This window comes from Arthrobacter sp. CJ23 (genome assembly GCF_024741795.1).
GTDB lineage: Bacteria > Actinomycetota > Actinomycetes > Actinomycetales > Micrococcaceae > Arthrobacter.
In genome coordinates this window covers 4175214-4199135 of the sequence record NZ_CP102950.1, presented here as the reverse complement: position 1 = coordinate 4199135, position 23922 = coordinate 4175214, and the positions used below count along the sequence as shown (strand labels likewise).

General features: G+C 66.6%; 23 protein-coding genes and 1 riboswitch. Of the genes, 15 read left to right on the top strand and 8 right to left on the bottom strand.

The genetic code is table 11. The features are described from left to right. Nucleotides 1–43: 43 nt before the first annotated feature. Genes NVV90_RS18940 through NVV90_RS18930 form a run of 3 tightly spaced genes read left to right on the top strand, consistent with a single transcriptional unit; the run spans nucleotide 44 to nucleotide 3038 of the window. Nucleotides 44–664, top strand: a complete 621-nt coding sequence (locus NVV90_RS18940; protein ID WP_258438781.1) for an ECF transporter S component — start codon at nucleotides 44–46, stop codon at nucleotides 662–664. Further along, nucleotides 664–2247: an ABC transporter ATP-binding protein gene (locus NVV90_RS18935; RefSeq protein ID WP_258438780.1), complete on the top strand. Its 1584-nt coding sequence runs from the start codon at nucleotides 664–666 to the stop codon at nucleotides 2245–2247. The genes NVV90_RS18940 and NVV90_RS18935 overlap by 1 nt, the downstream gene beginning before the upstream one ends. Continuing rightward, a complete protein-coding gene (locus NVV90_RS18930) occupies nucleotides 2244–3038 on the top strand; it encodes an energy-coupling factor transporter transmembrane protein EcfT (RefSeq protein ID WP_258438779.1) in 795 nt (264 codons plus the stop codon). The genes NVV90_RS18935 and NVV90_RS18930 overlap by 4 nt, the downstream gene beginning before the upstream one ends. Before the next feature lie 54 nt (nucleotides 3039–3092). Here the strand turns inward: NVV90_RS18930 and NVV90_RS18925 are convergent, their stop codons facing one another. Beyond that, nucleotides 3093–3548 carry a hypothetical protein gene (locus NVV90_RS18925; protein WP_258438778.1) on the bottom strand — a complete coding sequence of 152 codons (456 nt, stop codon included), beginning with the start codon at nucleotides 3546–3548 and terminating at the stop codon, nucleotides 3093–3095. Further along, nucleotides 3545–4540 (bottom strand): WXG100 family type VII secretion target, encoded by a 996-nt coding sequence (locus tag NVV90_RS18920; protein ID WP_258438777.1) that lies wholly within the window; start codon nucleotides 4538–4540, stop codon nucleotides 3545–3547. Before NVV90_RS18920 ends, NVV90_RS18925 begins: the two co-directional genes overlap by 4 nt. 247 nt (nucleotides 4541–4787) lie before the next feature. Between NVV90_RS18920 and NVV90_RS18915 the strand changes: the two genes are divergently transcribed. Continuing rightward, on the top strand, nucleotides 4788–6311 hold the full coding sequence (locus tag NVV90_RS18915) for a UDP-N-acetylglucosamine 1-carboxyvinyltransferase (protein ID WP_258438776.1): 1524 nt from the start codon (nucleotides 4788–4790) through the stop codon (nucleotides 6309–6311). Nucleotides 6312–6393: 82 nt separating this feature from the next. On the opposite strand, the gene NVV90_RS18910 is transcribed toward NVV90_RS18915, so the two are convergent. Further along, on the bottom strand, nucleotides 6394–6876 hold the full coding sequence (locus NVV90_RS18910) for an endonuclease domain-containing protein (RefSeq protein WP_258438775.1): 483 nt from the start codon (nucleotides 6874–6876) through the stop codon (nucleotides 6394–6396). 575 nt (nucleotides 6877–7451) lie between these two features. Here NVV90_RS18910 and NVV90_RS18905 point away from each other — a divergent pair. Then, the gene (locus NVV90_RS18905) at nucleotides 7452–8777 is read left to right on the top strand and encodes a glutamate--cysteine ligase (protein ID WP_258438774.1); all 1326 of its coding nucleotides are present in this window, start codon (nucleotides 7452–7454) and stop codon (nucleotides 8775–8777) included. Nucleotides 8778–8804: 27 nt separating this feature from the next. On the opposite strand, the gene NVV90_RS18900 is transcribed toward NVV90_RS18905, so the two are convergent. The 4 genes from NVV90_RS18900 to NVV90_RS18885 form a co-directional block, all read right to left on the bottom strand. After that, entirely contained in the window at nucleotides 8805–10013 is a 1209-nt protein-coding gene (locus NVV90_RS18900) for an O-succinylhomoserine sulfhydrylase (protein ID WP_258438773.1), read from the bottom strand. Further along, nucleotides 10014–10424, bottom strand: a complete 411-nt coding sequence (locus NVV90_RS18895) for a rhodanese-like domain-containing protein (RefSeq protein ID WP_258438772.1) — start codon at nucleotides 10422–10424, stop codon at nucleotides 10014–10016. It abuts the gene before it with no gap. After that, nucleotides 10421–10690, bottom strand: a complete 270-nt coding sequence (locus NVV90_RS18890) for a DUF1737 domain-containing protein (protein ID WP_258438771.1) — start codon at nucleotides 10688–10690, stop codon at nucleotides 10421–10423. Before NVV90_RS18890 ends, NVV90_RS18895 begins: the two co-directional genes overlap by 4 nt. Nucleotides 10691–10704: 14 nt before the next feature. Next, nucleotides 10705–10817, bottom strand: a riboswitch (SAM riboswitch). A gap of 87 nt (nucleotides 10818–10904) precedes the next feature. After that, nucleotides 10905–12608 (bottom strand): SulP family inorganic anion transporter, encoded by a 1704-nt coding sequence (locus NVV90_RS18885; protein ID WP_258438770.1) that lies wholly within the window; start codon nucleotides 12606–12608, stop codon nucleotides 10905–10907. 229 nt (nucleotides 12609–12837) lie between these two features. Between NVV90_RS18885 and NVV90_RS18880 the strand changes: the two genes are divergently transcribed. Genes NVV90_RS18880 through NVV90_RS18865 form a run of 4 tightly spaced genes read left to right on the top strand, consistent with a single transcriptional unit; the run spans nucleotide 12838 to nucleotide 17242 of the window. Beyond that, nucleotides 12838–14133 (top strand): NtaA/DmoA family FMN-dependent monooxygenase, encoded by a 1296-nt coding sequence (locus tag NVV90_RS18880; protein WP_258438769.1) that lies wholly within the window; start codon nucleotides 12838–12840, stop codon nucleotides 14131–14133. Nucleotides 14134–14135: 2 nt separating this feature from the next. Then, nucleotides 14136–15686: an aromatic amino acid ammonia-lyase gene (locus NVV90_RS18875; protein WP_258438768.1), complete on the top strand. Its 1551-nt coding sequence runs from the start codon at nucleotides 14136–14138 to the stop codon at nucleotides 15684–15686. 5 nt (nucleotides 15687–15691) lie between these two features. After that, a complete protein-coding gene (locus NVV90_RS18870; protein WP_258441240.1) occupies nucleotides 15692–16732 on the top strand; it encodes a PLP-dependent cysteine synthase family protein in 1041 nt (346 codons plus the stop codon). A 24-nt stretch (nucleotides 16733–16756) separates the two neighbouring features. After that, entirely contained in the window at nucleotides 16757–17242 is a 486-nt protein-coding gene (locus NVV90_RS18865; protein ID WP_258438767.1) for a carboxymuconolactone decarboxylase family protein, read from the top strand. Here the strand turns inward: NVV90_RS18865 and NVV90_RS18860 are convergent. Continuing rightward, complete coding sequence (locus NVV90_RS18860) at nucleotides 17239–18033, bottom strand: GNAT family N-acetyltransferase (protein ID WP_258438766.1); 795 nt, start codon at nucleotides 18031–18033, stop codon at nucleotides 17239–17241. The genes NVV90_RS18865 and NVV90_RS18860 overlap by 4 nt on opposite strands. Nucleotides 18034–18275: 242 nt before the next feature. Here NVV90_RS18860 and NVV90_RS18855 point away from each other — a divergent pair, with 242 nt between their 5' ends. The 6 genes from NVV90_RS18855 to NVV90_RS18830 all read left to right on the top strand — a co-directional run bounded on the left by NVV90_RS18855 (nucleotide 18276) and on the right by NVV90_RS18830 (nucleotide 23889). After that, nucleotides 18276–18413, top strand: a complete 138-nt coding sequence (locus tag NVV90_RS18855; protein ID WP_258438765.1) for a hypothetical protein — start codon at nucleotides 18276–18278, stop codon at nucleotides 18411–18413. 230 nt (nucleotides 18414–18643) lie between these two features. Further along, entirely contained in the window at nucleotides 18644–19906 is a 1263-nt protein-coding gene (locus NVV90_RS18850; RefSeq protein WP_258438764.1) for an ABC transporter substrate-binding protein, read from the top strand. A gap of 14 nt (nucleotides 19907–19920) precedes the next feature. After that, nucleotides 19921–20832 (top strand): carbohydrate ABC transporter permease, encoded by a 912-nt coding sequence (locus NVV90_RS18845; RefSeq protein WP_258438763.1) that lies wholly within the window; start codon nucleotides 19921–19923, stop codon nucleotides 20830–20832. Then, nucleotides 20829–21725 carry a carbohydrate ABC transporter permease gene (locus NVV90_RS18840; RefSeq protein WP_258438762.1) on the top strand — a complete coding sequence of 299 codons (897 nt, stop codon included), beginning with the start codon at nucleotides 20829–20831 and terminating at the stop codon, nucleotides 21723–21725. Before NVV90_RS18845 ends, NVV90_RS18840 begins: the two co-directional genes overlap by 4 nt. Next, nucleotides 21722–23050, top strand: a complete 1329-nt coding sequence (locus tag NVV90_RS18835; protein ID WP_258438761.1) for an enolase C-terminal domain-like protein — start codon at nucleotides 21722–21724, stop codon at nucleotides 23048–23050. Before NVV90_RS18840 ends, NVV90_RS18835 begins: the two co-directional genes overlap by 4 nt. After that, the gene (locus NVV90_RS18830) at nucleotides 23047–23889 is read left to right on the top strand and encodes an NAD(P)-dependent oxidoreductase (RefSeq protein ID WP_258438760.1); all 843 of its coding nucleotides are present in this window, start codon (nucleotides 23047–23049) and stop codon (nucleotides 23887–23889) included. Before NVV90_RS18835 ends, NVV90_RS18830 begins: the two co-directional genes overlap by 4 nt. Nucleotides 23890–23922 lie beyond the last annotated feature (33 nt).

Below are 23922 nucleotides of genomic sequence, written 5' to 3'. Positions count from 1 at the left end.
AAGCCGGGGAACACTTTCCCCTCCTGTAACTCAGGAGGCAGAAATGACAACAGCAAGCTTTAAGAAAGCCAGCTACAACTGGCGCGTTGTGGACATCGTGGTGGCGGCATTGATCGCCATCGCCGGCGGCGTGATCTTCTGGGCATGGTCCCAGGGCGCGGCCCTCGTCTCCACACCGATGAACGCCACGTACCCGCCCCTTACCGGCCTGATCGCCGGCGGCTGGATGATTCCGGCCGTGCTGGGCATGCTTATCATCCGCAAGCCGGGCGCGGCCCTGTTCTGCGAAACCGTCGCCGCCACGGGCGAGCTCATCATGGGTTCCCAGTACGGCACCACCGTGCTGATTTCCGGGCTGCTGCAGGGCCTCGGCGCGGAACTGGTGTTCGCCGCCTTCGCCTACAAGAAGTTCAATCTGCCGGTATCCTTGCTGGCCGGCGCCGGTGCGGGCCTGTTCTGCGGCCTGAACGACTCGTTCGCGCCGTGGGGCTGGAACATCGCCTATGAAGCCGGCGACAAGGCCGCCTACATCGTGTTCTGCGCGATCTCCGGCGCAATCATCGCCGGTGCGCTGTCCTGGATCGCCACCCGTGGCCTGGCCAGGACCGGTGTTCTGAGCTCGTTCGCCTCCCGCAAGGCCTTCTCGGAGCCTGTCTTCTCCTGATGCCGGTTTCCGACGCCGCTTCCACTGCGGGCCGGCCTGCCGCAGTCTCCGCCCGGGGGTGGGGCTGGCGGCACGCCGGCCGCTCCACCCCTGCCGTCCAGGGCCTCGACCTTGAGATCGGGCCGGGCGAGCGCGTGCTGCTGCTGGGGCCTTCGGGCGCCGGCAAGTCCACGCTGCTGCATGCCCTGGCCGGCGTGCTGGGCGGGGATGACGACGACGCCGACGAGAGCGGCTCGCTGCTGATCGACGGCGCCGCACCGCGCGGGCAGCGGGGCCGTGCCGGGCTCATGCAGCAGGACCCGGAAACGCAGGTGGTTCTCTCGCGCCTGGGCGACGACGTCGCCTTCGGCGCCGAGAACCTCGCCGTCCCCCGTGCGGAGATCTGGAAGCGCGTCCATGAAGCGCTCGACGACGTGGGGTTGCGCAGCATTGCCGGCGGCGGTTTGGCGCTGGACCACCCGACGTCGGCCCTGTCCGGCGGGCAGAAGCAGCGCCTTGCGCTGGCGGGCATCCTGGCGATGCGGCCCGGGCTGATCCTGCTGGATGAGCCCACCGCCAACCTGGATCCCGCCGGTGTGCTGGAAGTCCGCGACGCCGTGGGCCGCTGCCTGGACAAGACCGGCGCCACCCTGGTGGTGGTGGAACACCGCGTGTCCGTCTGGAAGGACCTGGTGGACCGGATCGTGGTGCTCCAGCCAGGCTCCGCTGCCGGCTCCGCGGGCGGGAGCGGCACGCCCGGCGTGCTTCTCGACGGCCCGCCCGACCAGGTCCTGGACGAGGCCCGGAACATGCTCATGGCTGCGGGGGTCTGGGTGCCGGGCTACGTTCCGGCCACCCGCACGCGCACCCGCGCGGAGGAACCGGCGGAGCTGCTCCTGGCCGCCCAGGACCTCGCCGTGTCGCGGGAACGGCCACGCCGCCGCGGCTTCAAGACCATCCCGCCCGTCCCGGTGCAGTCCGGCATCACCGCCCAGGTGCGCGCCGGCCAGGCACTGACCATCACCGGCCCCAACGGTGCCGGAAAGTCGACGTTCGCGCTGACGCTCGCCGGACTCCTCGCGCCTGTCGCCGGGAAGGTGTCGGCCGCCGTCGGGCTGTCCGGCGGTGCCGGGACAGACCCCTTCGCGTGGAAGGCCCAGCAGCTGATTTCCCGCATCGGCACCGTCTTCCAGGAGCCCGAGCACCAGTTCGTCACCGGCCGCGTGCTCGACGAGCTCATGTTCGGACCCCGCCACCTGGGCCACGGCGAAGAACGCGTGGACGAACTCCTGGAACGGCTTCGCCTGACGCACCTGGTGGACGCCAACCCCTACACGCTCTCCGGCGGGGAGAAGCGGCGGCTGTCCGTGGCCACGGTGCTCGCCGCCCACCCCAAGGTCCTGGTCCTCGACGAGCCGACGTTCGGCCAGGACGCCAACACCTGGGCCGAGCTCGCGTCGTTCCTCTCCGAACTGCTCGACGCCGGTACCTCCGTGGTCTCCGTGACCCACGACGAGGAATTCAGCGCGGTCCTGGGCGGCACGGAACTGCGCCTCGATCCCGCCTCGCGGAGCGGCACGCGCCAGGAAGCAGGTGCGGCATGAGGGATGCACTGACCCTGCGCGGCAACCACGCCCTCCTGACCCGCGCCAACCCGCTGGCCAAATTCGTGGCCGTTTTCCTCATTACCCTGGTGCTGGCGCTCTCCATCGACTGGGTCTCCGCCTCGGTGGCGCTCGCGGCGGAACTGGCGCTCTTCCCCCTGGCCGGGCTGACCCTGCGCCTGCTCTGGCAGCGCGGCTGGCCGCTCATCATCGCGGCCGCACTGGGCGGCTGGAGCACGGCGATCGTCGCCGCGGACAGCGGCGCGGTACTGCTCGACGTCGGGATCTGGTCCATCAGCGAAGGCTCCCTTGAGCTGGGGCTCGGCTTCATGCTGCGCGGCCTGGCGATCGCCATGCCGGCGATCCTGCTGATGAGCTGCACCGACCCCACCGACCTCGCCGATGCCCTGGCGCAGAAGGCCCGGCTGCCGCACCGCTTCGTGCTGGGCACGCTCGCGGCCATGCGGCTGGTGGGGCTCATGGCCGAGGAATGGCAGACCATCGGCATGGCCCGCCGGGCCCGCGGCGTCGGCTCCCATGGCAGCCCGCTGCAGCGCCTGCGCGCCACCCTGGGGCAGAGCTTCGGGCTGCTGGTCCAGGCGATCCGGCGAGCTTCCCGCCTTGCCGTGACCATGGAGGCCCGTGGCTTCGGCGGCGGGCGGCGCACCTGGGCGCGGGAATCCACGTACTCGCTGCTGGATGCGTGGGTGCTCCTGGGTGGCATGGCCATCGCCGCTGCCGCGGTCCTGGCAGCAGGCTGGGCCGGGACCTGGAGCTTCGTCTGGCGCTAGAGGCTGCGGCGCAACCTAGCGGGCCCGGAGCGCTTCCGTCCGTTCGAAGCGGTGCTACTCGCGCCAGTTGAGGAAGCCCTTGTGGTCCTCCAGTGGCGTGAGCACTACCTCGCGCCCGTACTTCTTCTTGGCATCCTGGCCGAAGAAGGCATCGGGGGTGATGCTGACGGCCTTGGCCACCTTGCCGTCCTTGAGGAACACGAAGAGCGCCGGGGATGCGGTGTACCGGTTTTCCCGGGTAATGGCTTCACCGAAGGCGGCCTCGATGTCCTTGGCCGGGGTGCCTTCCGTGACGAACCCTGCCTGGTCCCACTCGAAATCCGTGACGTCGGCAAGCTTCAGCTCGGTGCCGGTCGTGGCCGCCTGCAGCACGCGGCCGTCCAGCTTGTCGTCGATTTCTGGCATGGTGGTTCCTCCAAGTGAGCAGGCGCCCAGGGCGCAGGCCAGGACAAAGGTGAGCAGGGCCAGGGCGGCTCTGCGTGGGCTGGGGCGGTGTGCGGGGCGCGTCATGAGGTGGTCCTGGACTCGTCGTTGAAATCGGGGTTGTGGCCGGGTGCCGGGGCGGCGTCGTTCGCATCGCCCGTTTGATCCATGGGTATCTCGTTCGAGGGATGCGGCAACAGGTCCTGGCCCACCACCACGGTGTCGCCGTTCTTGACGGCCTGCTCAATCAAATCTGCGAGCTCCTCCGCACTGGCGTCCGGATGGGCGATGGCCACGTTGCGCCCCACCTCATTGTTGTACAGATCCATGGCTTCGCGCGGAGCCGGGTTGCCCGGGAGCTGCTCGTGGGCAGTGGCGTAGTCCTCCGCCCACTCGGCACCGTATTCCTTGACCATCAGGGCGTTCCAGTAGGCATGCCGGAAGGCATCGTTCTGGTCATCGTTCTGGTCGGGACTGGGAAAGCGCTCATCCGCAACGCTGAAGGCGTCGTCGTGGATTCCCTTGAAGGCGTTCATTTCGAGCGGGCCCAGGCCGTTGAGCAGTTCGGCCTCCTTTTCGGTGACGCGCCGCTGATCCACAACCAACCGCAGCGGATCCCAGTCCGAGGGCCACTTGGTGGTCTTGGCATCGCTGACCTGGTACTTGTCCAGGATTTCCTGGGGAGACGGCCTGTCCGACGACGGCTCGACGGCGGTCGTTTGGCCCACCGTCTGGCTGTCGGCAGGGAGGCCGGACTCCGGCGTCGAGCCCGTACTGCTGCCGGTATTGCTGCTGGTACTGCTGCCGCCGCCGTCGGCCGAAGCGGAAGACTGTTCCTCCGCGTTGCTCATCGCTGTCCTGGACGCATCGGCCACGCCGCGGGACGCGTTCTCAATCAGCGGGCGGAGGCGGCTCTGCCATTCGGCGGCGAACGCCTTGGCATCGTGGCCCTGCCAGTAGCCGCTTTGTGTGATCAGCGAATCGAGCTCCCGTGCCTTGCTGGACAGCAGCTCTGCCGCCGTGGACAGGGACTTGGAGAGCAGGCGGAGCTGCTCGATGTCGGCGCCGTAGAAGGCCATGTTTCCCCCTGGATAGCTTCCCGTCCATGATTGGCGATCCGGGCCGTGCGGGCAATGGGGAGAAGTCCCCTTGCCGGGCGGCAGCGTCCCGGGCGGCTTCAGGGGTGCCCCGTGCCGGATGTCCGGTTTCCTGCGGTGATGCGCCACCATGGCGCGGTATATCGCACAAGGCGGGTACCGTGTGAGCTTCGACGCGCAATGGGGAATTGTGCCGCCGATGCTAGATCACCTGTGATATTTTCTTGCCATGACTCAAGCTGCTGCCGAACACGTAGGCCTCCTTCTCCGCGACGCCCGCGGCGAAAAGGGCTGGACCCAGGGCCAGCTGGCCGCCGAACTGGGAACCAGCCAGAGTGCGATTGCACGCATGGAGCAGGGCAAACAGAACCTGAGCCTGAAAATGATCGAACGCCTCGAGACTATTCTCGGCCGCACCATCGTCAAAGTCGGCAAGCCGCAGATGACACACCTGCGTGTCGAGGGCGGACGCACGCTCTCCGGCGCGGTGGACGTCAACAGCAGCAAGAATGCCGGCGTCGCGCTCCTCTGTGCGAGCCTCATCAACCGGGGCACCACCACGCTCCGCCGGCTTGCCCGGATCGAAGAAGTGAACAGGATCGTTGAGGTGCTGATGTCCATCGGCGTCGAGTGCACCTGGCTCAACGGCAACGATCTGCGCATCCGCCGGCCCGAGACCCTCGACCTCGGTTCCATGGATGTGGAGGCCGCCCGCCGCACGCGCAGCGTCATCATGCTGCTCGGCCCGCTCCTGGATGAAAGCAGCGAATACCACCTGCCGTACGCCGGGGGCTGCGACCTCGGCACGCGCACCGTGGAACCACACATGCAGGCCCTTCGCCAATTCGGCCTGACGGTGGAAGCCAAGGCCGGTTTCTACGCCGTTTCCGCACCGCCCGCCGACAGCCACGACCGCTCCTTCGTCCTCACCGAGCGTGGCGACACCGTCACCGAGAACGCCATCATGGCCGCCGCCCACCGCCAAGGCACCACGGTGATCCGCAACGCCAGCCCCAACTACATGGTCCAGGACCTCTGCTTCTACCTGCAGGGACTCGGCGTTGTGATCGACGGCGTCGGCACCACCACGCTGAAGATCACCGGCCGCCCGGCCATCGACGTCGACATTGAGTACTTCCCGTCCGAGGACCCCATCGAGGCCATGAGCCTGATCACCGCCGGCATCGTGACCAATTCCGAGGTCACCATCCGCCGCGTGCCCATCGAGTTCATGGAAATCGAGCTCGCCCTGCTGGAGCAGATGGGCCAGGAGCTGGACGTGTCCGGGGAATACATGGCCCGCAACGGCCGCACGCGCCTGGTGGATGTCACCACCAAGCCCTCCGTGCTGACGGCGGCCAAGGACAAGATCCACCCGATGCCCTTCCCGGGCCTCAACATCGACAATCTGCCGTTCTTTGCCGTGATCGCAGGCAACGCCGAGGGCCAGACGATGATCCACGACTGGGTCTACGAAAACCGCGCCATCTACCTCACGGAGCTCAACAAGCTCGGCGCCCAGGTGCAGCTGCTGGACCCGCACCGCATCTACGTCAACGGCCCCACCAAGTGGCGCGCCGCGGAGATCGGCTGCCCGCCGGCACTCCGCCCCGCCGCCTGCCTCCTGCTGGCCATGCTCGCGGCCCGCGGAACCTCCGAGCTGCGCAACATCTACGTGATCGAGCGCGGCTACGAGGACCTGGCCGAGCGGCTGAACACCATCGGCGCCAAGATCGAGTACTTCCAGGACTAGGGACGGGCGCGGCGGGACATTCTGCTGGATCACCCCCGAGCTGGCGCCTCTGTTGGTGACTGGGTGATCCAGCAGAATGTGCTCACTGCCAGGGCCGGCCCCGCTGTAGCATCGCGTGGATTTCCCCCAGAACTTGGTTTGGGCTGTTCCAAACCTGCTCCGGGGCGTAGCTCAGCGTGCTGTATCCGAGGGCTTGCGCTGCGTTCAGCCGGGCCATGTCCTTTCGCCATGCCTCCCGGGAACTGTGGAAGGCATAGCCGTTGACTTCAACGATGAGCCATCCGCTCATGAGGAAGTCCACGCGGCCCACGCCCTCGATTTTGACCTGCCGCCGGAAATCCAGGCTGACGGATTCGAACAACAGCCGGGCGCTGATCTCCGGCACGGACTCAGACACCCCGTCTGCTTTGGCGAGGAGCTTTCGGGCGTTCCCGTAGTAATCGGCAGATATTTCACTCTCGAGGAGAGACCGCGGGACACCGAATTCCTGCATCGCCGATTGGGCAATGGAAATTGCGTCGACGGGTGCCAAGCAGTTCAGAGCGTGAATGACGGTGTCTTCCACTGACGCCACGGGAACGGCATTCTCTGCAGACAACCGCAGGCCGCCGTGCCGGACGAAACCCCTGCCCCGGCAGTGGCGCGTTGCCAGGTGAAGGCGCCCTGGCTTGTCTTTGATCCAGAGGCCATAACGCAGGGCGGCGCTTGCACAGGTCAGCTGTCCATTATTGAGGATCGCATTGAGGTACTCGGGGTCTGCGCCGGGAAGCGCCCATACTCCCTTGCGCGGTTGGCATGCCCCAGCGGACGCGAGCTTCCGGATGGCGGCAGGCGAATGGCCGTTGGCGCGGAGCAGGCCCACCCGGGCGACGCCACCGACCGAGACCAGGCATTCCAGTATGTCCATGGCTCCAGCTAGTCACCGAATCCCCCTGCGTGGGCCGTGGAAAATGCCGCATGTGGATGACGGTGCCGACATTCTGCTGCATCACTGAGATGGTGCCACGGGAGGAGGCCTGGGAAGACGCGGCCACACGGGGTCTGCGGGCGCGGTGATCCAGCAGAATGTGCTGCACCGGACCGCGGAACCAAGCCGCCATGCCCCTGTTCGGCCGTGTAGGGCCGGCGCACAATTGATGCATGCGCACCTTCGGTGTTGAGGAAGAGCTCCTGATCGTTGACCCTGTCAGCGGCGAGCCGCTCGCGCTCGCGGACGCGCTGCTCTCCGGAACGGGTCCCGCGGCCACCGAGGAACCCACCGAGGAACCCGCTGACGACTCCGCTGACGATCCCGCAGAGGAAGCCCCCGGCCCGCGCACCGGGCTCAGCCACGAACTCAAGCTGGAGCAGATCGAAACCCAGACCCGGCCGTGCCACAGCTATTCGGAGCTCCTGCACCAGATCCACCGGGGCCGCGCCATGGCCAGCAAGGCGGCCCGGCGGCACGGTGCCCGGGTGGCGGCACTGGCCACTTCACCGCTCGCGTCCACCCTGCACACCACGCCGGATCCCCGCTACGCGGCCATGCTGGAGCGCTTCGGGATCACGGCACATGAACAGCTGACGTGCGGCTTCCACGTGCACACCGCGGTGGAATCGCCGGAGGAAGGCGTGGTGGTCCTGGACCACATCCGGGACAAGCTCGCTGTCCTCACGGCGATCAGCGCCAACTCGCCCTACTGGCGCGGCCATGCCACCGGATTCGACAGCTACCGCACGCAGGCCTGGAACCGCTGGCCGACCTCGGGGCCCACCAGCATGTTCCGTTCCCTGTCCTCGTATCGCCGCGTGGTCACCCGCCTGATCGACACGGGTGTCCTGCTGGATGAAGGGATGATCTACTTCGATGCCCGGCTCTCGCGGAACCACCCCACGGTGGAGGTCAGAGTGGCCGACGTCTGCCTCCGCGCCGAGGACGCGGCCCTGATCGCCGTGCTGGTGCGGGCGCTCGTGGAGACTGCGGCCCGCGAACTGCTCGACGGCGTGGAGCCGGCCGCCGTGCCCACGGTGCTGCTGCGGATGGCGTCCTGGCAGGCCAGCAGCATGGGCCTGCGCGGCGATCTGCTGGACTTCGGCACCTTCCAGCCGGAACCGGCCGCCGATGTGGTCTGGGCTCTAGTGGACTACCTGGCCCCGGTCCTGGAAGCCCAGGACGAGCTGGAGCTGGCCCGTGAAGGAATCGCAACCATCCTGGACCGCGGCAACGGCGCACACGAACAGCGAGAAGCCGCCGCCCGTTTTGGTGCCGCACACGAAGGTGCCGCACACGACGGCGGCGCGCCCGACGGCAGCGCATACGCGGCAGCGCCCGCTAACCCCACTGCCAACCCCACCAGCACCGAAGCCGACGACGACGCCCGGCTGGCCGCCGTCGTCGGGCATGCCGTCCGGGTCACGATGCACGGCGCGGCCGCGGATGCGCGCTCGGAACCGGCGCCGGTGCTGACGAGGGTCCGGCAGGCCTGACGCCGGACCGAACCGCCGGACCCGCCCCTAGACCTGCTTGAGCGCCCGTTCGAGGTCGAGGACGAGGTCGTTCGGATCCTCGAGCCCGATGGACAGCCGGACCACGCCGTCGCTGAGCCCGATCGCCGCACGGCCTTCCGGGCCCATGGCGCGGTGGGTGGTGGTGGCCGGGTGGGTGATGAGGGACTTGGAGTCGCCCAGGTTGTTCGAGATGTCGATGACGCCCAGGCCATTCAGGAGCGCGAAGGCGGCCTCCTTGGCCGTGCGCCCAGCGGAGGGGAGCAGCTCGAACGTCAGGACGGTGCCGCCGGCCTTCATCTGCCTCGCGGCGAGCTCGTACTGCGGGTGCGATTTCAGCAGCGGGTACTTGACCCAGCTGACGGCCGGCTGCTGCTCGAGCCATTCGGCGATCCGGAGGGCCGTGGCCGAGGAGTGGTTGACGCGCAGGCCGATGGTCTCCAGGCCCTTGGTCAGCACCCAGGCGTTGAACGCGGACAGCGACGGGCCGGTGTGGCGCATGAGCTGCTTGACCGGGCCGTCGATGAATTCCTTGGTGCCCAGGATCGCGCCGCCCAGCACGCGGCCCTGGCCGTCGATGTGCTTGGTGCCGGAGTAGACGATCACGTCGGCGCCGAGTTCGCCGCAGCGCTGCAGGAGGGGAGTGGCAAAGACATTGTCGACGACGACGGTGGCTCCGGCCGCGTGGGCCAGTTCGCTCACTGCGGCGATGTCCACGATTTCCTGCATGGGGTTCGACGGCGACTCGAAGAAGACCGCCGTGGTCGGCTCCGAGAGCGCGGAACGCCACTGCTCCAGGTCCGGGCCGTCGACGAAGACCGTCTCCACGCCCCAGCGCGGCAGGATCTCGTTGAGGATGACGAAGCAGGAGCCGAATAGGGAGCGGGCGGCCACCACGCGGTCGCCGGCGGCCAGCAGGGCACCGAGCGCCGTGAACACCGCGGACATGCCCGACGCCGTCGCGAAGCACGCTTCGGTGCCTTCCAGCAGCCGGAGGCGTTCCTGGAAGGTGGCGACCGAGGGGTTGCCGTAGCGGGAGTAGACGAAGCGTTCGTCCTCGCCCGTGAACGCGCGCTCGGCGGCCTCCGCCGACTCGTAGACGAAACCGGAGTTCAGAAAGACCGCCTCGGAGGTCTCCTGGAAATTAGTACGGTCAAGGCCGCCGCGGACTGCCTGCGTGTCAGGGCTCCAGCCGGCGGCGTCAGGATTGAAAGTCACTTAGTTTTTCCCCAGGTTCGTCGGGAGTCCGCGGTTTTTCCAGCCGTTCACGGTGCGCTCGCCGTAGCGGTCCGGTTCGCCTTCAAAGCCCTCCAGCACGTTGTAGGAGGTGTAGCCTGCCTGCGTTGCGGCGATGGCGGCGGCGATGGAGCGCTGGCCCGAGCGGCACAGGAAGACCAGCTCGGTGCTGCCGGCCTCCGGGGCCTGCTGCAGCAGCTCGTCCAGGAAGCGGGAGTTGGGGACGCCGCCGGCCAGGTTCCACTGGATGAACAGCGGATCGTTTTCGGTGGCCTTGGTGTCCGGGATGCCGATGTGGGCCCATTCGCCCTCGGTGCGGACGTCCACCAGGATGGCGCCTTCTTCGAGTTTGGCCCACGCCTCGTGCGGGCTCAGGTCTCCGGCGTAGCTCACGCGTGGCCCTCGAATGCTTCTTCGTCCTCGTCGTAGCCCTCAAGCCGGTCAACGGCGCTGGCCACGGCGGCATCCGCGGTGGCGATGGCCACGGGCAGGATCACGGCCTGCGCCACGATCACATCGGTGCCGTTGAAGGTGGCGGAGGGGCTGCCGTGGAGCACGTAGCCCTCGGCCAGTGCGGCGGAGATCCGCTCGCAGAAGTCACGGGTGTCCGGGCCGGTGATCAGCCGGTAGGCGAGTTTTTCTTCGATGGGTTCAGTCATTTGCTGGTGCTCCTCAGTCACGCTTGCAGTTCGAAAGTGTCGATACGCCGAGTAGTCACCTGAGGCACCCCGCCGGAGAGAGGGTTGCCGACCAGCAAGTCAGGGCTTTGTGCTGGTGCTCATTACTCAAGAAAAAAGTAACATCCACGACGGCGGAGCCGCATGTGACAGGGGGGTCGCCGTCGTCATGTTGCGTAACCGGCGGCTGCTGGAGCTATTCGCGCCTGAGTGCGCGCACTGCGGCGCCGATGGTGGGGAAGAAATGCTCGGGCGTGAAGCGGGCCGCGGCGCCGAGGTGGAGCAGTTTGTCCTTGACCGGTCCCTTGAGCTCGGCGAACACCAAATCCACTCCTTTATTGGCGAGCCACTCGTCCAGGGTCACCAGGTCCTCAAGGGCAGTGGTGTCGATCCCGGTGATCGGCTCGGCAGCGAGGATGACGTGGGTGATCGCGTCCGGAGCCTTGCCGGAGGCTTCATCCAGTTGTTCCCGCACGAAGCCCGCCAGGACCTGCCCGTTGCCGAAGAACAGCGGGGCATCGAAGCGCAGGATCAGGAGCCCGGGGATGCGTTTGCCTTCGGGGTGCCGGGCGAGGTCGTGGTAGCCGGGCAGGCCCTCCTCTGAGCCCAACTCCGCCCGGTACGGGTCCCAAGCGCGGCGCACAAAGTCCAGGACTGCCAGGGCTATGGCCACCACGATGCCTTGCAGGACGCCCACTGTGAGGACGCCCAGGAAGGCAGCCAGCATCACCGCGGATTCGCTGCGGCTCAGGCTCAGGAGCCGCCGGACGCCGGACGGATCCGCGAGGGCAATGGCCGCGGCAATGACGACGGCGGCCAGTGTTGCGGAGGGCAGGTACTCGGTCACACCGGGTGCCAGGAGCATGAAGGCCAGCACCAGCGCCGCGCCCACCACCCCGGTCATCTGCGATTTGGCCCCGGCGTCCACGGCCACCGGTGTCCGTGACGTGCTTCCGGAGACGGGGAAGCCGCCCAGCAGTCCGGTGGCAGCGCTGGCGGCCCCGAGCGCGGCCATTTCCCTGTTCCCGGACACCCTCTTTCCTTCCTTGGCTGCCAGCGTCTGGGACAAGACGCCTGTATCCGCGAATGCCATGAGGGCAATGCCGGCGGCGGCGGGCAGCAGGGTCAAAGCATCGGCCCATCCAATACCGCCGAGCGCGGGGGCCGGCAGTCCCTGCGGCAGGACCCCGGCGACTTTCACGTGGTCGTTCAGGCCCCAGACCGCCGTCGCGATGCACGAGCCAACCACGGCGAAAAGGACGCCGGGCACCTTCCATTTCACAAGCCGCGGGATCCAGATGAGCGCCAGCGAACCCGCGCCGAGCAGCAGGGCCGGGAGGTTGACGCCGCCGCCCAGGACCCCGGTGGTGACCTTCGCGAGCTTCTGCCAGATGTCGCCGTCGGCCTCGATCCCCAGGAACGCGGGCAGCTGGGACAGGGCGACGAGCAGCGCGATCCCGTTCAGGTACCCGAGCCTGATGGGTTTGGAGAGCAAGCCGGTGATGGTCCCCAGCCGCAGCGCGGAACCCGCCAGCATGATCATGCCGATCAGCACCGCCAGCAGGCCGGCCAGCGCCACGGATTTTTCGCTGCTGCCCGCCGCCAGCGGCACGATCGCCGCGGCGATCATCGGGGCGAGGGCCGAGTCGGGGCCCAGGACCAGGATCCGGGAAGGCCCGACGGCGGCGTACACCAGCAACGGGATGACCGTTGCGTAGAGCCCGGTGACAGGAGGAAGCCCGGCGGCCTGCGCGTACGCCATGCCGGCGGGCACCAGCAGGGCGAACAGCGCCGCCCCGGCCACGAGATCGTGCCGCAGCCATTCGCGCTTGTAGCCCTTGAGCGCCCAGACGTTGGACAGCCGGTCCGCGGCGGAGCGAAGGATAGAGGTGGCGCTCATACTCAGATCATTGCCGAAGAGGGGTCCTTCCGGAACCCACAGGCAACGCGGGGTCACTTACGGCCCATCCGAGGCCCCAACATGGGCCGTAACTGACCCCGCCCTGCTCTTGTGCAGGGCCCCTCCACTTGTGACGTCCCGGGAGCATAATTGACGCAGTACGAACCCCGGTAACGTCCGATGAAATCAGGTCGCGGTGAACGGATCGAACAGTTCTAGAGTCAGTCCCATGCTGCACTTTGGGTGGTTCGTGGGCCACGGATTCGGTGTCCAGGGCTGGGGGACTCCCGGCTACGGACTCGGCTACGACTGGAAGAAGCCGGCCCTGTACCAGGAGGCCGTGCGGGCGTTCGAGCGCTCGGGGCTGGACCTGTTCATCATCGAGGACTCCCTGACCGTCCCGGATACCTACGGCGGCACGGCGGAGGTTTCCCTGGCCCACGCGTCGTTCGCGCCCAAGCATGATCCGCTGGCCCTGGTCCCGTACCTGCTCTCCGCGACGGAACACCTTGGCATCGTGCCCACCGTCAGTGCCTCCTTCTATCCGCCCTTCACCGCCGCCCGGCTCCTGGCCACGCTGCAGCACTTTTCCGAGGGCCAGCTGGGCTGGAACGTGGTCACCTCCGGCAGCGACCTCGCGGCCCGGAACTACGGCCTGGACCAGCAGATCGAACACGATCTCCGCTACGAGAAGGCCGAGGAATTCGTCGACGTCGTGAGGCGGCTTTGGCGGAGCTGGGAACCTGGCGCCGTGCTTGAGGACGTCGAGGCCGGTATCTTCGCGGACCACACCAAGGTGCACCCCATCAACCACCAGGGCGACTTCTTCAAGGTCCGCGGACCGCTGAACACGGCGCCGCTGCCGGAGGAGCCCGTGCTGGTGCAGGCCGGTGCCTCCCCGCGGGGCAAGGCCTTCGCGGGCGGCCATGCCGACGTCGCCATCGCCCTGGCCCGCGGCGCGGACGGCATGAAGGCCTACCGGGACTCCATCCGGGAGGAGGCCGCCAAGGCCGGCCGGAACCCCGACGACGTCAAGGTGCTGTTCGTCCTCAAGCCCACGGTGGTGGGCTCGAAAGCCGAGGCCGAGGAACTGAGGGCCCAACGCCGGGAGCTCACGCAGCGTGACATCGACAGCCAGCTGAACTCCATCTCCTACCTTTCCGTGATCGATTTCAAGCAGTTCGACCTGGACACGCCCCTCCCGGAACTGAGCACCAACAGCAACCAGGGAACGCTGGAGCACTTCGCCAAGGCGGCCCCGCCCGGCTCCACCCTGCGCCAGATCCTGCAGGCCCGCAGCGGCGGGGCCGGGGACAGCATCATCGGCACCGCGGAAGAGATCGCCGACCACCTCGAGGAGACCGGCGAGGCCGTGGGCGGGGACGGCTTCCTGTTCTCCGGCTTCGTGGACCCCGCCACCGTGCACGGAGTGCTGGACAAACTCACGCCCGAACTGCGGCGCCGCGGCCTGTTGAGGACAAGCTACGGCGACGGCGGCTTCCGCCAGAACCTGCTGGATTTCTGACCATGAACGCCGCCCAGCCCACATTCCTCATCAGCCACGCGCCGGTCCACGCCCGCCAGCTGGCCGCCGCAGCCGCCAATCCTGCCACGCGGATCGAACTGAGCGCGGACGCGCTGGAGCTGATCGGCCTCTCCCGGGACGTGGTGGACGAGACCATCCTGTCCGGCCGGCAGGTCTACGGGCTCAACACACTGCTCGGCTCGGGCCGGGACACGTCCGTGGAGGAGGCAGCTGTCCTCGCCTACCAGGTGCAGGTGGTCCGCTACCACCACAGCGGCGTAGGCGACTACCTTGACCGTGCCGCCGTCCGCGCCCTCATCCTGGCCCGGCTGATCGGCTTCAGCCGCGGCGGCTCCGGGGTTCGCACCCAGACCGCGCTCTTCTACCAGGAGCTGCTGAACCGGGGCGTTTACCCGGCCGTTCCGCGGGAGGGCTCGGTGGGTTCCTCGGACCTTACCCAGCTGGCCGCCGTCGCGGCCGTCGCGATCGGCGAGGGGCACGTGCTGGGCGCGGACGGCACCCTGGTGCCCGGCGCGCAGGCATTGGCCGACGCCGGGCTGGAACCCCTGACGCTCGACGCCGGCGAAGCCCTCGCGCTGCTCAGCGCCAACTCGTACTCCATCGGCTCCGGTGCGCTGGTGCTCGGGCGCCTCCTCCGCCTTGCCGAGCTCGCGGACCTTGCGCTCGCCCTCTCGCTTGAGGTGATTGCCAGGTACGACGACGGCGGGAACCTGAGTCCTTTTTCGCCGCTGATCCAGGCGGCCAAGGCAGTCGAGGGGCAGCGGCAATCCGCCGAGGCCGTCCGGCGGCTGCTGGGCGGCGGATGGCTGGAGGACGTCCGGCCGGGGGTCTCCGTGCAGGATCCGCTGTCCTTCCGGGCGGCCCCGCAGACCCACGGCGCTTTCCGCCACGTGGTGGGGCAGCTGGAGGCGGCGATCGAGGTGGAGCTCAACGGGCGCGGGGACAACCCGCTGTGCGATGTCGAGTCCGCGCTCATGGTGTCCGGCGGGAACTTCCAGCCGGTGCAGCTGGCCCTGGCTTTCGAATCCACCCGCCTGGCCCTGGCGCATGTGGGCATCTCCAGCGAGCGGCGGATCGCCAAGCTGTATCCGCCGCAACGGGCCATCCGGCAACGGCACCTGGCGGCGGCCCGCGACGGCGCCGCCCTGGCCGCCGAGGAGCTGCCGGGCCTGCTGTGGTACTCGGCGGCGGCCCTGCTGGCGGAGCTGAAGGTCCTGGCCGCCCCGGCCACGCTGGGCGCGCCCACGCTGTCCGCCGACGTCGAGGACCACTCCACCCTGGCGCCGCTGGCCCTGCAGCAGCTGGAGAAGTCGCACGAGGCGGCGGAGAAGCTGCTGACGGTCGAGGCTGTGACGGCGGCCTACCTGCTGGGCGAAGCAGAACAGCAGGAGGCGCGGCCCCTCGGCAAGGGGACGGGCGCCGTCGTCGGGCAGCTTGCGGAACTGCTGGCCCAACGGCTGCCGCCGCCGGAACTGGTGGCACGGGCGCGGCACGCTCTGCTGGCAGCGCTGGAGAGGGAAGGACAACTGTGAGCACCATGGTGGGCAGGCACGGGGCGCACGCGGCGGAGGTTCCGGACGGGCTGGACGAGTCCGTCCTGGCCAGGGTGGGCAACACCCCGCTGGTGGCGCTGGAGACCCTGAGCCGCGGGCTGGGCAGCACGGTCCACGTCAAGCTCGAATCGGAGAACCCGGGAGGCTCCATCAAGGACCGCACGGCGCTGAGCATGGTGCGGGCCGCCGAACGATCCGGGGAGCTGCAGCCGGGCGCGACGATCGTGGAGAGCACGTCCGGGAACACGGGGATCGGGCTTGCGCTGATCGGGCGCCTGACCGGGCATCCGGTGGTGGTGGTCACCGGCGACACCATCTCGGAGGAAAAGCTCGCGGCCCTGCACAACTACGGGGCGCGCGTGGTGCTGACGGACTGGAGCGCGCCGTCGGAATCGCCTGGGAATGCCCGTGCCGTGGCGGCCCGGATCACGGCGGACATTCCCGGCGCCTGGCGGCCCATGCAGTTCGACAACCCGGCCAATCCCGCGGCGCACTATGAAGGCACCGGGCCCGAGATCTGGCGCCAGAGCGGCGGGACGGTGACGCACTTCGTGGCCGGCATCGGCACCGGGGGCACCATCAGCGGCAACGGCCGCTACCTCAAGGAGCGGGTGGCGGCGGAGCGGCAGGGCGGGCACCTGGAAGTGGTGGGCGCCGACCCCTACGGTTCCGCGTACAGCGGTGGGCACCCGGGCGAGATCCTGGTGGACGGCGTGGGCAATTCCTGGCCCCAGGCCGAGTGGCCCAAGGTGTTCGACCGCGCGCTGGTGGACCGTTTCCTGCGCATCCCCAACGACGAGGTCTACTCAACCGTGCACCTCCTGCTCGACAAGGAAGGGCTGGCGCTGGGGCCGTCGTCCGGGCTCGCGGTGGCGGCCGCCCTGCGCGTGGCGCGTGCTGCGCCGCACGGTTCCGTGGTGGTGGCCATAGCCCCCGACGCCGGGACGAACTACCTGAGCAAGGCCTTCAATCCGGTGTGGCTGGCGGAGAACGGGATCCGTTTGGCGGCCGACGCAGGGGAGTAGGGGGCCGTAAGCTAGGCTCCAGACATGCCCGAACAGGATTCGCCACCGCGGCTCGCCGGCTATCTGGACAAGCAGCAGCCGGAGCTCTACCAGGCCCTCACCGCCTACGCCCAGAAGGTCACCCGCCAGGCGGACCAAGCCGGGATTCCGCGGCGGACCATGGAGCTGGTGAACTATCTGGCCTCGCAGATCAACGGCTGCGCCTTCTGCCTGGACCTGCACCGTCGCCGCGCCATCGGCTATGGCGAGACCGAGCAGCGTCTGGCCCTTATCCGTCTGTACGAGGAGGTGGAGCTGTTCAGCGAAGCCGAGCGCGTGGCCCTGGAAATCACGGAGCAGGTGACACGCATGAGCTCTGCCAGGCCCAGCGCTGAGCTTTTCGCCCGGGCCCGCCTCGTGTACGCCGAGGATCAGATCAGCGTGCTGTGCATGGCCGCGATCGGCATCAACGCCTTCAACCGTCTGTCGATTCTCAGCGGGCATCCAGTGCGCCGGGCCGCCACGGGCTAACCGCGGACGGGACTCCACACATAGGGAGTCGTGGTGGTGATGGCCTCGAACCCGAGCCTGCGCAGCACGGGCTCACTGTCCTTCGAAGCATCCACCTGCAGGTACCTGACTCCGCGGGCCAGGGCCAGCTGGGCGCGGCGGGCGATGAGGGCCCGGTAGATTCCCCGGCCCCGCCATTCGGACAGCGTGGAGCCGCCCCACAAACCGGCGAAGTCCTTGCCGGGCCTGAAGACGAGCCACGCCGCGGAAACCACGCGTCCGCCGGCCTCGGCCACGAGCACCTCGATGTTGTCCGGATCGGCGGAGATCCGGCTATGAAGGTCGTCAGCCATCCAGCTAAGCTCGTCCGCCCAGACGGCGGATTCCATCGCGGCAATGCGTTCCAGATCTGTCCGTTCGTGGACCGCCCTGAGACGGACGCCGTCGGGCACTTCCGGCTCGGCCGTCATCAGGGCGGTCTCACCGACCATGACAGTCTCCGGCTCCTCCGGAACGAATCCGGCGGCCAGCAGGCGCTCCGGAAGGTCCGCAGGCAAGTCATGCGACCGCGTCTTCCACTCCACGGCTTCGCCCCGGGCAGCAAAGAAATCCCGCTGCTCAGCGATGAGACGGTCCACGGCGGAGCCCTCGAGGCCGAGGTCCCGGGGAGCATCGATGAACCCCCGGTGCCCGCCGACAACCCGCAGCACAGGGCCATGGAGCTGGAAGTCGTAGCCCGAAGGCGGTTCGACTGGTATCGAAGCTCTCAGCTGGGCATCGTAGGCGGCAAGGATTTCGGGTATGCGTGGCATCGCCACCAGCCTAACGCCGGTCGGTAGGGAGTCCGGCAACGATCCGGAAACGAATCCTGGCTGCGCCGCTTCGCCGCCCCCAGCGCGCCCACAAGGCCAGACGATGGTCACCGCCATGCCGCACGGCCTTGACGGCTTCGTGGTTGGTGGGGAAATGAGTTCGTGTCGTTGAAGACAAGAGGGCCCGTGGCCCTGTTGGGATGAGTGTGTCTAGCATTCAACCAGGAGCAGGACCACGAGCCTTGAACGAGCCTACCGGGGTCGCAGCCGACGCTGCCACCATCATCTTCAACCTGCCCGACTACCGTGCCATCTCCACCGGCCTGGACCCCGACGGCGGTCGCCGGGTCTTGAGAAGTGCCGTCCGGACGGCGGCATGACACTCAACCGGGAATCCCATTCCCCACAAACCACCAAGAGCCGGCAAAACGGAGGAGTTCCGTCCCTTCACATCGTGCGCGAGTAGGCGTTCTCTCACCTGGCGCAACTAAGATGCGGCCTCTGAGAGTGTGTGCTTTGATCACATCGCCAGCAACAATGTCTGGCGATAACCCCCAAGTGGAGGTCAACGGTGATCACAGTGCGGAAGAGACGACGCGTAGGTGCAACTGTGCTTGCGGTAGCGGGGCTGCTGGCAACAGCAGGCTGCACCGCAGGCGGGAACGATGGCCCATCCAGCGGGTCCGGAGAGAAGACGACACTGACCGTTTGGTCCTGGAGCCCGGAATTCGAGAAGCAGTACGCGACGATCTGGCATGCTTTCGAAGCTACGAACCCTGACATTGAAATCGACTTCCGGACATATGTCGCGTCGGAATATAACCAAGTCCTCGCAACTGGCCTTACGGGTAGCGAAGGACCGGACGTCGTTCAGCTGAAGTCGTACGGTGGCCTGCAGGCGGTCGTGGACGGCGGCAATCTCATGCCCATCAGCGGAAAGGTCGATGGGCTTGATGCTCTTGCCGAGGACGTAGTGGCCGGGTTGACGGCTCGTTCAGATGGCGAAGTGTATGGCGTTCCGCTGTCAGTTCAGACAATGCAGGTCTACTACAACGCCGAGATCTTCGAGGAGAACCACCTGGAGGAGCCAAAGTCGTGGGCTGACCTGATCAAGATCTCCAAGGAGTTGAAGGAGGCTGGCATCATACCCATCTCCATCGGCGGGGCCGACACCCAGGTGGGCGTCCCGGTCGGTACTGAAGTCTTCTCCAGTTCCCGATACGGCGGCTCCGAGTTCGCTTCCGAAGTGCTGGCCGGAACGACGGACTTCACGGACCCGGACTATGTCGCCTCGCTCGAGTTGATGCAGGAGCTCCAGCCGTACCTTCCGGACAATGTCGCTGGTATCTCGACGGCTGACTCGCAGGCGCTGTTCCTCTCAGGCCAGGCAGCAATGTACCCGAGCCTTACCGCCGCTGCGGGACTCTTCGGCCACCAGAATCCCGACCTCAAGCTCGGCGTGTTCCCCGCCCCCGTAGGGAAGGGCTGGGCATCGTCGGCAGCCCTCACTCCGGGATTCGTCGATGGCGGCTACGGAATCTCGAGCCGTACGGAGCATCCCGATGAGGCGAAGCGCCTGCTGTCATGGATGACAACGGTGGAGTTCGGTCAACTCGTCGCGGACGAACTCGTGCAGTTGAACCCCGTCCCCGGCGTGGAAATCTCCGATCCGCTGTTGAAGGAGATGCTGGACAACTATGCGGCAAACCCGGCGCCCTACTTGATGCTGACGGACTTCCGTTACGGCCAGCCTTGGGGCTCTGACCTCGTCGGCAAGAACATCCAAGCACTCTGGCTGGGTTCCGAGGACGGCGAACAGGCCGCGAAGAAGATTCAGGATGGGCTGGCGGCATGGTTCACCCCGTCCAGCTAGGACGCCGTAGTTCGATGCGGGCAGCGACCGGCAAGTATTTGTCGATCGCCGCCTTCGTCGGCCCGGCGCTCACCCTGTTCCTCTTCTTCGTCGTCGGCCCCCTGATCAGCGCTCTCGGCTTCTCGCTCTTCGAGTGGCGTGGCACGAGCCGGGGCCTGTTCGCGGGCGTTGACAACTTTGTTACCCTCTTCACGGAGCTGCCGTTCCGGGAAGAGCTCCCCCGGGCGCTGAGTCACAACTTGCTCATCTTTGTCGGTATCTTCATCGTTCAGAACACCGTCGGCCTTGCACTTGCGATGAACATTCAGAAGCGACGTCGGTCGCGACGTGCACTGCAAACGATCGTCGCCATTCCCTATTTGGTCAGCGCACTCGTCGTTGGATACCTCTGGTCGCTCCTGCTTTCACCGGCGTTCGGTCCGGTCAATGCCTTTCTGAAGTCCGTCGGTCTCGGTTGGCTGGCGCTTCCATGGCTCGGGGATCCGAACTTGGCGATGGTCACTTTGACCGCCGTTGCGGCTTGGGCATGGCTGGGTTTCCCGGTCCTCCTCTACTCTGCCGCGCTCGCGGGGCTGCCTCAAGATGTCGAGCAGGCCGCGATGGTCGACGGCGCGTCTCCCTGGCAACGATTCTGGTACGTGACGCTTCCGCTCCTGACACCCGCCATTGGTACGGTCACGATCCTGTCGTTCATCCATTCGATGGAGATCTTCGGGCTGGCGTATGCGCTGGGTGGTTCCACGGGTTCACCGGCAGGCGGAACCGACGTCGTTGGTCTGCTGTTCTACCGAACCTCATTCCGCTCGGGATCCCCTAACGCGATAGGCATGTCATCTGCCCTGGCGACTGTGTTGTTTGTGACGATCCTCGTGACATCCCTTGTCGCAACCCGCTTGCTGCGCCAATACGAGAAGAGGCTGGCGTGACCGACACATCCACCAAACGCAGATCGAGCATTGCTGGGCCAGCACGGGAAGAGGCTCGCGTGACCGACAAGTCCACCGAACGTAGATCGAGCATTTTTGTCAACGTCTTCGTCTGGGGTTACGCGCTGATCGCCCTGCTACCGCTGGGCATGATGGTACTGAACTCGTTCAGGACGACGGCGGATCTGTATACGAAACCGCTCGGACTGCCATGGCCGCCCCATCTGGAGGCCTACGTCACTGCATGGACCGACGTGTCGTTCAGCACGTTCTTCCTGAACTCCGTCATCGTCACGCTCGGCTCAGTGTTCCTGACATCCTTGGTCTCGCTGCCGGCCGCGTACGCCCTGTCACGGTGGAAGTTCCGAGGAGCGGCCGCGATCGAAGCACTCTTTATCGCCGGGCTTATGATTCCAGTGCTGTTGACTGTGCTCCCGGTCTTCCAGCTGATCGACGGGCTCGGACTGCTTGACTCCCGGATCGCATTGATCCTCCTCTACGCCGCTGGCGGGATCCCCTTCTCGATCTTCGTGCTCAGCGCGTTCTTCCGGCAGCTGCCGGTCGAACTTGAGGAGGCCGCGGAGATCGATGGCGCCGGCAGGCTCAGGACGTTTTTCAGCGTAATGATGCCGCTTGTCGCGCCGGCGATTGCCACCGTGGTCATCTTCAGGTTCGTGCCCGTCTGGAACGAGTTCCTCTTCCCGCTGGTGCTTCTGCGGTCTGAGGAGAAGTACACCCTGCCGGTGGGTCTGACCCGGTTCTTCGGCGAATACTCCACGAACTGGGCTCCCCTCTTCGCGGCGCTGGTCATCTCGACCGTCCCGCTGCTGCTGGTGTTCGTGTTCGCCACGAAGTACTTCATCCGTGGCCTAACGGCGGGGATGGGCAAATGAACGACGTGGCTTCTCGAATGGACATAGGGCAAGATGCGGCCAACCAACAGGGAGACGGTGTGATCTCAACAGGAACCAAGGAGTACCGACCGGACGTTTCCATGCTGCCGGTTCCCTGGGCAGGCGACACGGGGGTTCGCATCTCTCACGTTGAGTGCATCATCACTGCCCCAGAGGGCGTGAACCTCGTCGTTGTGATGATTCGCACGAATGTTGACGGCCTCTACGGCTTGGGCTGCGCAACGTTCCACCAGCGCGCCTTCGCTGTAAAGGAGGTCGTCGATTCGTACTTGGCACCACTCGTCGTGGGTCGCGACGTTGGAGACGTCACCGACATCGGCGCCGCATTGCGCCTGGACTCGTATTGGCGCGGAGGACCTGTCCTCAACAGTGCGATCTCTGGCATCGACCAGGCCCTGTGGGACATCGCCGGCAAGCGTCTCGGAGCGCCCACCTGGCAGTTGCTCGGCGGACGAGTCCGTTCCGCCGTCCCGGTCTACGTGCACGCGAACGGATCTTCACCCGAGCGTCTCGTGGACGAGGTTCACCGGCGAATCGACGAAGGCTATCGGTACGTTCGCTGCCAAGTCGCTGTTCCTGGATCTGTCACGTACGGAACGGCCCGAGTCTCCGATGAATCGACATGGAATCCTCGGGAATACCTCCGGTTCATCCCGGACGCGCTTTCGTTCGTGCGACAGGCAGTGCCGTCGCACGTCGAGATGCTCCATGACGTCCATGAGCGGCTCGACCCCGCCGACGCAATCACCCTTCTCAACAATCTTCAGGATGTCGGGCTCTACTTCGTCGAGGACGCATTCGCGCCCGAAGACCTCGGATGGCTCAAGCATGCGCGTCTGCGGACGAATGTTCCGCTTGCGATCGGGGAACTCTTCACGAGCGTCAACGAGTACGTTCCGCTGCTGACCGAGCGACTCATCGATTTCATTCGTTGTCATGTTTCGGCGATCGGCGGTCTCACCCCTGCGCTGCGGCTGTCGGCCTTGGCCGAACTCGTGGGGGTGCGCACGGCCTGGCATGGACCTAGGGACGTCTCTCCAGTCGGACACGCTGCCAACATCGCCCTCGATATCGTCTCGCCGTCGTTCGGAATACATGAGCACCACGAGTTCTCTCCCGCTGCACTTGACGTGTTCCCGGGAACGCTGATGTCAGCAGGAGGAGTCGTTCAGCCGTCAACAGCACCCGGTCTCGGAATCGAGATCGATCTGCGCGCCGCTTCGCGCAACCCACCAGTTCACGCAACCGCGAACTGGCACTACGGCCGCGTCCGCAGGCCAGATGGGAGCCTTCAGAGGCCATGACCACGCCATCAGCTCGCCGACCTATCCTCATCACCGGTGGGGCAGGAGACATCGGCTCCGGTTTCGCGGCGCATGCCCGCGAAAGATACGACATCACCCTGCTCGACCTTCCCGGGCGATTCTCAAAACAGCAATTGCTGGAGGAACGTGTCACTGAGGCCGACTTGGGAGATTTGGACGCACTGCGAAGGGCATTCGATGGGCAAGACACCATCGTTCACCTTGCGGCGTTCCGCAAGGCATCGACACCATGGCAAGACGTCTTGGACACCAATATTCGTGGCACATACAACGTCGTGGCCGCGGCGATCGCGCAGGGATGCCGACGTGTGGTGTTCGCATCCTCGGTCCATGCGGTGTCGGGCTACGAGCACGGCCGCCAGATCCGAGAGGATGACCCTGTGAGTCCGGGCGATCTCTACGGTGTCGGCAAAATCTTCGGCGAGGCGCTCGGCCGATACGCCGCGCAAGCGGAAGGAATGTCGTTCGTCGCATTGCGGATCGGCGCGTTCCAGCAGCCCGAGGTGGTCACGGATTCCGAGTCCGGCTGGCTTCTTGAGGAATACTGTGCGCCCGATGATCTCTTCCAGCTTATGACTCTAGTCATCGACGAGGAGGACCTCACCTTCGAGATCTTCAACGCGGCAAGTGCGAACCGATACTCTCGGCTTGACATCTCGAAAGCGCGTCGCAAGCTTGGGTACAGTCCAGCGTTCGATTCCTTCACAATGAGGGCGGATATCGCCGAGGCGATCACAGCGGCCGGACCTCTCGCACCAGCTCCACCGTCAGGGATGCGATACGAGACAGAGGTGAGGGAGAAGGAACGGGTTCAGTGATCAGGACCAACAAAACGCTAGCCGGAACGACGA

Coding starts and splice junctions, on each gene's coding strand:
- NVV90_RS18865 (WP_258438767.1), top strand. CDS start 16,757: ATGCCCGAACAGGATTCGCCACCGCGGCTCGCCGGCTATCTGGACAAG.
- NVV90_RS18885 (WP_258438770.1), bottom strand. CDS start 12,608: ATGAGCGCCACCTCTATCCTTCGCTCCGCCGCGGACCGGCTGTCCAAC.
- NVV90_RS18915 (WP_258438776.1), top strand. CDS start 4,788: ATGACTCAAGCTGCTGCCGAACACGTAGGCCTCCTTCTCCGCGACGCC.
- NVV90_RS18870 (WP_258441240.1), top strand. CDS start 15,692: ATGGTGGGCAGGCACGGGGCGCACGCGGCGGAGGTTCCGGACGGGCTG.
- NVV90_RS18920 (WP_258438777.1), bottom strand. CDS start 4,540: ATGGCCTTCTACGGCGCCGACATCGAGCAGCTCCGCCTGCTCTCCAAG.
- NVV90_RS18890 (WP_258438771.1), bottom strand. CDS start 10,690: ATGACTGAACCCATCGAAGAAAAACTCGCCTACCGGCTGATCACCGGC.
- NVV90_RS18940 (WP_258438781.1), top strand. CDS start 44: ATGACAACAGCAAGCTTTAAGAAAGCCAGCTACAACTGGCGCGTTGTG.
- NVV90_RS18880 (WP_258438769.1), top strand. CDS start 12,838: ATGCTGCACTTTGGGTGGTTCGTGGGCCACGGATTCGGTGTCCAGGGC.
- NVV90_RS18875 (WP_258438768.1), top strand. CDS start 14,136: ATGAACGCCGCCCAGCCCACATTCCTCATCAGCCACGCGCCGGTCCAC.
- NVV90_RS18860 (WP_258438766.1), bottom strand. CDS start 18,033: ATGCCACGCATACCCGAAATCCTTGCCGCCTACGATGCCCAGCTGAGA.
- NVV90_RS18930 (WP_258438779.1), top strand. CDS start 2,244: ATGAGGGATGCACTGACCCTGCGCGGCAACCACGCCCTCCTGACCCGC.
- NVV90_RS18905 (WP_258438774.1), top strand. CDS start 7,452: ATGCGCACCTTCGGTGTTGAGGAAGAGCTCCTGATCGTTGACCCTGTC.
- NVV90_RS18935 (WP_258438780.1), top strand. CDS start 664: ATGCCGGTTTCCGACGCCGCTTCCACTGCGGGCCGGCCTGCCGCAGTC.
- NVV90_RS18845 (WP_258438763.1), top strand. CDS start 19,921: ATGCGGGCAGCGACCGGCAAGTATTTGTCGATCGCCGCCTTCGTCGGC.
- NVV90_RS18835 (WP_258438761.1), top strand. CDS start 21,722: ATGAACGACGTGGCTTCTCGAATGGACATAGGGCAAGATGCGGCCAAC.
- NVV90_RS18925 (WP_258438778.1), bottom strand. CDS start 3,548: ATGACGCGCCCCGCACACCGCCCCAGCCCACGCAGAGCCGCCCTGGCC.
- NVV90_RS18830 (WP_258438760.1), top strand. CDS start 23,047: ATGACCACGCCATCAGCTCGCCGACCTATCCTCATCACCGGTGGGGCA.